Genomic DNA, 6,481 nt, shown 5'->3' with positions numbered 1-6,481 from the left:
CAATACGTTTGGCGCGGCCTATGCCCGACCCCGTCGGTAGGTTATCGCTAAGGCTAGGGTCTTCGAGCATAAGTTCAAGCTTTTCTTCAACCTCGTCAGGAAGCTTATAGCCATTGGCACTGAATATCTTGATTCCGTTGTCACTGTAGGGATTATGCGAGGCCGAGATGACAATTCCGGCTGATGCCCGCAGTCCGCGCGTTAGGTAGGCAATCCCGGGTGTGGGGAGCGGCCCAAGAAATTGGGCATCAACCCCGACACTGCAGATGCCCGAGGCTAAGGCCTGCTCGAGCATATAGCCACTAAGCCGTGTGTCCTTGCCGATGAGTATGCGTGGATGAGCATGGGTGCTCTTGAAGTAGAGGCCGATGGCCTGGCCAAGTTTGAGTACAAGATCAGGTGAGATTGGGTAGACGTTGGCTTCGCCACGAACGCCGTCGGTGCCGAATAGCTTTTTCATCGATACTCCCGAATATTCCGCTCAATTGGGTCGCTTATAGTTAAAAACTTCGACCGCAGCAGCTTGGGGTTGGGTTTCAATTAAGACCGTGTCCGGTGGAATCTTCACCTGGATCGGCCGATTATACTTTTTGCCAGGTGGGAGGTCACGAGCATCCACGAAGGCTTCGAGTTCGGATTTATTAATAAAGCTCAGGACTCCTGGTGTCCCCTGGATAATGATGGATACAACTGCTGGAGTCACACTTGTCGATTGCTCACTTCCGACCACCACGACCGGCACCGCATTAAACTTTTTATTAATTTTCTGCTCCCCTAGCATGAGACTCACGGTCACGCTGTCACTGGAGAGCTCCGTTTTAATTAGGTCTTTCGACGAAACTTTGACTTCAAAGTTTTTTGAGCTCGATAGGTTGGTGACGTCAACGGGTGCGGTTAGCACCTCCTCCACCTTGGCCAATTCTGACTTTGGTCCCGTCAATGTGACCATATTCGGTTTGATTTGGATCTTTTCAATGATGTAACCATCGGCCGGAACACCTTTTAGGAATTCACGTACGGGTACTTTTTTTGTGGTTTTCTCATCCACATTGATCGTGATGTAGGGCTCATGTACGGTGAGCTTGATGCGATTGTCCCAGTTTTTTATGTGTTCGCGATCGATACGGTAACGGATTTGACCAGTTTTGCCCTCTTGAATGCGGATGGTCGCTTCGAGTGGTCGGGTTGAGAAGTCGCCGAGAAGGACGCGCGATCCACGTAGAGTCGCATCGAGAATCAAGGTGTCCGGGCCGGTGATCAGGTAGTTGTCGGGAACTTTCAGGTTAACGACAATGCGCCTATTGATCTCAAGGATCTCCTCGCCCTGGACGATGTACCAAAAGAGGCATGCCAGCAGCAATGCCCAGACTTTGTACCAAAAATTACGGAGGAAGGAGTTCACAATGCCGGTTTTCATCGGTAGCGTCCTCCGGCTTTAAAATATCTCAATAGACCGCTACCGTTGCGTGGCTCCTGGTCTAGGTCATCGCCGGTGCGTTCATCAGCAAGAAGATCAGTAAGGGACTTGCGGAGATCTTTAGGCTCCATCTTACGCGACACCTTACCCTCGACCACAAGGGAAATTGAGGCCCCCTCTTCAGATACGAGTACGACTATCGCGTCGGTTTCTTGCGAAATCCCTATTGCTGCCCGGTGCCTGGTACCCCAGTTAGGATCTAGATTTTCGTCGCGCGTAAGCGGCAAGAAACAGCCAGCAGCTGAGATGCGCCCACGCTGAACAATGGCAGCACCATCGTGAATGGGTGACGACGGATGGAAGATAGAGAGTAGAAGTTCCTTGGAGACACGCGCATCAAGGAGCGTGCCCACCTCAACATACCGCGACAAGATGATATTTCTCTCGAGCACGATAAGGGCACCAATTCTCTTATTGGCGAGAGCTGCCGCAGCACGCGTAATTTCGTCTAAGATCTGACTCGACGATAAAGTGTCTGAGCCGGGGATAAATGACTTTTTGCCCATGCGGCTAAGAACGTGCCTTATGTCGTCCTGAAACAATATGATGATGATGATAATGAACGACGAATAGAACTTGTTCATCACCCAGTTAAGCGTGGTTAGCGGCACAATAGAGGATAGGAGAAAGGTTGCCACCACGATGAGAATGCCCGTGAGCATTTGGGCTGCCCTAGTACCTCTGATGAGGAGCAGGGTGTGATAGATGATAAAGGCAATAATGACGATATCGACGGCGGCCCAAAACCCGAACTGATCGAGAATTTCAACCATGATGAGCCTCCGTTAGGAGGTTTACCAAATGGCGCAACGGAGCAACTTGGTGCGTGCGCACGAGTCTTGCACCAAGCATGATGAGACCAAACTCAAGCATCTTTGACGGGGCGTCGCGGTCCTCAGGAGTGGTAATATCAAGGGTTCGGCCGATCAGAGATTTGCGCGAGACCCCGACCGCGACCTGATGCGTATTGGACCAATCTCCAACCTTTTGCATGAGCTGTGCATTGGCCGCGTCGGTCTTGCCGAAACCGATTCCGGGATCGAGCCATACACAATCCGCGTCGAAACCTGCATCACTAGCAGTGCTTAAACGCGCCGCGAAAAAGCTATCGACGGCACTTAGTGCGGCCCGTGGACCGAGCGGGTGCATGTGCATAATGTCAGGGGTCATAGGCATGTGCATCGCGATATATTGCATTCCTGAGTATCTAAGGAGTTTTCTTAAATCATTGATATCGGCAAGACCAGCTACATCATTAAACCAAGTGACACCGTAATCAGCGGCTCGCATCATAATTTCTGGCTTGCGGGTATCGATACTAAGAGCGACCGGGAGAGACTCACGAGAGAGAAGATTCAAGACGGGTTCAAGACGAGACCACTCTTCTTTTTTGTCAATGGCAGTGGCACCGGGACGTGTAGATTCAGCACCAAGATCGACGATATCGGCACCTTCTTTGACCAGACGCTCTATGTGGCTCATAGCTTTTTCTGGAGCGAAGCTACGGCCACCATCCGAGAAGGAGTCGGGCGTGATATTGACCACGCCCATCAGGAGAGGTTTGCGGCTAGCGGCCCCAGCCGCCGCAGCCGCCACCGTTAAGTGCCCTGCGGCAGCGCAGACATAGTCGGCGCTTCGGCAAGTTGAGTGCCGTTGCCCTCGCTTATTTTGCTGCCGCGAGCTACAGGTTTCTTACTGTCAGATGCCTTCTTTTGCGCCTCCTCAAAGGCCTTACGTTCCTCGTCGGTGACAACAGCGTGCCCAGTCATGAGATCATCGATTTGCCTGCGATCAAGAGTCTCCTTGATCAGCAGTGACTCCGCCAGCGCCTCTAATTGATCGCGATTATCACGTAGTATTGTGATGGCTCTTTTGTATCCCGAGGTAACTAGACGGTGAATCTCGCTATCGATCTCCTCCGCAACTTTTTCTGAGAAATTGCGCGCTGTGTTGATCTCACGGCCGAGAAATACTTCCTCATGATCCTTGCCAAGAGATAAAGGCCCAAGTTTTTCGCTCATTCCCCAATTGCAGACCATTTTACGTGCAATGTCGGTAGCTTTATTGATGTCGTCTCCAGCGCCTGTGGTTTGCTTGCGGAAGATGAGCTCCTCAGCAGCACGTCCACCCATAGCGTAAGCGATCATGCCCTCGGCGTACTCTTTGGTCAAAGTGTAGCGGTCTTCGGCAGGGAGCATCACCGTGACGCCCAGTGCCTGACCGCGAGGGATGATGCTGACTTTATGAACCGGGTCAACGCCACCAATGTAGAGTCCGACAATCGCGTGTCCGGCCTCGTGGTAGGCGGTGTTACGTTTCTCATCCAGGCTCATGATCATGCTTTTGCGCTCTGGACCCATAAGGATCTTATCCTTAGCGAGTTCAAAGTGCGGCATCGACACTTCTTTGCAGTCCTGGCGCGCAGCAATAAGAGCAGCCTCGTTGACGAGGTTTTCCAGGTCGGCACCGGAGAAGCCAGGGGTACCTTGAGCGATGGTTTGCAAATCGACATCTTTGGCCAGTGGAGACTTGCGGGTGTGAACCTTGAGGATGCCCTCGCGGCCTTTGACATCAGGCTTAGGCACAACGACGCGGCGGTCAAAGCGGCCCGGACGAAGGAGGGCTGGGTCCAACACATCGGGACGGTTGGTGGCAGCAATGATGATGACACCCTCGTTGGCCTCAAAGCCGTCCATTTCCACGAGTAATTGGTTGAGGGTTTGTTCACGTTCGTCATGCCCACCACCCAAACCAGCACCGCGGTGGCGTCCTACCGCATCAATCTCGTCGATGAAGACGATGCAAGGGGCGTGTTTTTTAGCCTGGTCAAAAAGGTCGCGCACACGACTGGCACCGACACCGACAAACATCTCGACAAAGTCCGAACCCGAGATCGAGAAGAACGGCACACCGGCCTCGCCAGCGATGGCTTTCGCCAACACGGTCTTGCCCGTACCCGGCGAACCGACGAGTAGTACGCCCTTGGGTATGCGGCCGCCAAGGCGGGTGAATTTTTTTGGATCTTTCAGAAACTCGATGATTTCCTCAAGCTCCTGCTTGGCTTCGTCGATCCCCGCGATGTCCTCGAAGGTCACGCGCGCTTGATTCTCATTAAGTAGCTTTGCCCGGCTTTTGCCAAATGACATGGCTTTGCCGCCACCAATCTGCAGTTGTCTCATGAAAAACACGAAGAGGAACAGGATGATAATTAATGGCAACGAATTGATGAGAAGAGTCTTCCACCAACTCATCTCCTCTGGCGGCTCGAAATTAACTTTGACACCTTTATCCGCAAGTTGTTTGCGAACATCTGCATCATTAGGCCCGTAGGTTTTAAAAGTACTTTTATCAACGCGCACACCTGCGATTTCATTTTCTTTGAAAGTCACCTCAGCGACGTGATTCGGGTCACTTTCCGGCAAACTAGCGGCTGCCATGAACTCTGAAAACTTGAGCACCTTCGGCTCTTCCGGAGGTTTGACCATCAAGTGTACCAACAGCAGCAGGCCCAAAAGTCCTGCAAACGCCATGGTGACTCGCATTTGTTGATTCTGCTTTTGTGGAGGCTTAGCCATCGACAGCTCCTTGATACCTACGACGAGAATAGTACGGGGCTAAAACAAGAGGACGGCGCACTTAGGTTCCATCCTTTAAGTATCGCAGATTGACGTCCAATTTACTGCATCCGCTTTGACGAAATAGCGTATTTGCTGGGTGAAAATTTTGCCCATCAAAGATACCGAGCGTCTTGCCCTGACTTGTCAAATTGCGCCACTCTGCTCGCAGCTTAACTGGCACGCCCCATTGCTGCATTAGGTTTTTCATAGTTAAACGCTGCCTAGTACCGGCAAGTACGAGTGGTTGCAGCCATGAATCCGAGCCAATGCATAGATCGATTGAGGCTGCCGGGGTGGCAACCCCAATCTTGGGGGTACGCAGCTCGTACTTTCCCTCGACAGTCGTGAGATGAGCATGAGAGCCGGGCTCTAAGATCAGGCGCCTCGCTGGGCCATTTAGGGCTCGGGCATGTTGGTCACTGCGCGCACTTTTGGTCAAGCCATCCAGGGATTCAACACAGAGATCGCGCCCGACCCGCAGTCCGTCACCGCCTGGGAGACAGGGGTTCTCGCCTCTCAAGGCCGCGTCTAGCAGACGGCGCGACAGCTGCCTCGAGGCCGTATCGCTCGCCTTTATGCGGCTAGCAAGGCGATGCCTGGCTAGATGATGATCCCGAGGCATTTCAGGGCCAGAGTCTTCTCGCGGGGCGGCTGCCCCCTCAAGAGCCTGGGCCTCCAGTGCACAAGCCACAATACGCCCCGCGGCCCCAGGATATAGCTCTTCTAGTACCGGGAGAACGTGGTGACGCAACCGGTTCCTGGCGTAATCATCTCGCAAATTACTGCTGTCCTCACGGAAGGTTAATCCCTCACGAGTCGTGAAGTCACGCAGCTGATCTTTGGAAAAGTGAAGTAATGGGCGCCAAATTGGGGCATCCCAGGGTTTCATCCCAAGGAGCTTGCCCGGACTGGCCCCTCTTGCGATGCGAAGCAACACAGTTTCAGCTAAATCATCGGAATGATGGCCCAATGCGACGATCCAACCGGCATGGGCCAGTTGCTCATAATCTGCCCGACGGATACGGCGAGCCCACTCTTGGATGCCCTCACCGTGGCGTGCGTTGCGCTCTTCTTCAGTTATCTCTCTGAAAACAAAAGGTATTCCGCGCTCTTCAGCTAGTTTACGGCATGCCTCCAAATCATCTTTAGACTCCTGCCCGCGCAGGCCATAGGCGCAGTGGTAGGCTCCCAAGTCAAAAAATTTTTCGTTTTGGTAGAGTTGCCAAATTCCCTGTAATAACGCTGTCGAATCAGGGCCTCCCGAGAGCGACACCATAACGCCCTGAAATCGCTTGGACTTAAGCTCTTTTTTGAGCTCGGACCAAGCCGCCAACTGATCGATAAAACTGGTCTTTATAATCTACTCCCCGAAGGTCCTTAGGCTTAT

At 52.7% G+C, this 6,481-nt stretch carries 6 protein-coding genes; all 6 read right to left on the bottom strand.

What is annotated here, in order from left to right; translation table 11 throughout:
- The coding region (gene glmM, locus FJ146_15210; protein ID MBM4253317.1) for a phosphoglucosamine mutase at positions 1–460 on the bottom strand (460 nt) is incomplete at its 3' end.
- A gap of 21 nt (positions 461–481) precedes the next feature.
- The gene (locus FJ146_15205; protein MBM4253316.1) at positions 482–1,417 is read right to left on the bottom strand and encodes a hypothetical protein; all 936 of its coding nucleotides are present in this window, start codon (positions 1,415–1,417) and stop codon (positions 482–484) included.
- Positions 1,414–2,250 carry a TIGR00159 family protein gene (locus FJ146_15200; protein ID MBM4253315.1) on the bottom strand — a complete coding sequence of 279 codons (837 nt, stop codon included), beginning with the start codon at positions 2,248–2,250 and terminating at the stop codon, positions 1,414–1,416. Before FJ146_15200 ends, FJ146_15205 begins: the two co-directional genes overlap by 4 nt.
- Entirely contained in the window at positions 2,243–3,073 is an 831-nt protein-coding gene (gene folP, locus FJ146_15195; protein ID MBM4253314.1) for a dihydropteroate synthase, read from the bottom strand. The genes FJ146_15200 and folP overlap by 8 nt, the downstream gene beginning before the upstream one ends.
- Positions 3,074–3,075: 2 nt before the next feature.
- The gene (gene hflB / locus FJ146_15190) at positions 3,076–5,019 is read right to left on the bottom strand and encodes an ATP-dependent zinc metalloprotease FtsH (GenBank protein MBM4253313.1); all 1,944 of its coding nucleotides are present in this window, start codon (positions 5,017–5,019) and stop codon (positions 3,076–3,078) included.
- A gap of 94 nt (positions 5,020–5,113) precedes the next feature.
- Positions 5,114–6,427 (bottom strand): tRNA lysidine(34) synthetase TilS, encoded by a 1,314-nt coding sequence (tilS, locus tag FJ146_15185; GenBank protein ID MBM4253312.1) that lies wholly within the window; start codon positions 6,425–6,427, stop codon positions 5,114–5,116.
- Between the last annotated feature and the right edge of the window lie 54 nt (positions 6,428–6,481).

The sequence above is a fragment of the Deltaproteobacteria bacterium genome, assembly GCA_016874735.1.
In the GTDB taxonomy this organism is placed as follows: domain Bacteria; phylum Bdellovibrionota_B; class Oligoflexia; order Oligoflexales; family CAIYRB01; genus CAIYRB01.
Note: the sequence above shows the minus strand (reverse complement) of the source record. Positions and strands in the feature narration are given on the sequence as shown.

Bases quoted from the DNA above. Each gene is read 5' to 3' on its own strand.
- FJ146_15205 (MBM4253316.1), bottom strand. From the start codon at position 1,417: ATGAAAACCGGCATTGTGAACTCCTTCCTCCGTAATTTTTGGTACAAA.
- FJ146_15200 (MBM4253315.1), bottom strand. From the start codon at position 2,250: ATGGTTGAAATTCTCGATCAGTTCGGGTTTTGGGCCGCCGTCGATATC.
- hflB (MBM4253313.1), bottom strand. From the start codon at position 5,019: ATGCGAGTCACCATGGCGTTTGCAGGACTTTTGGGCCTGCTGCTGTTG.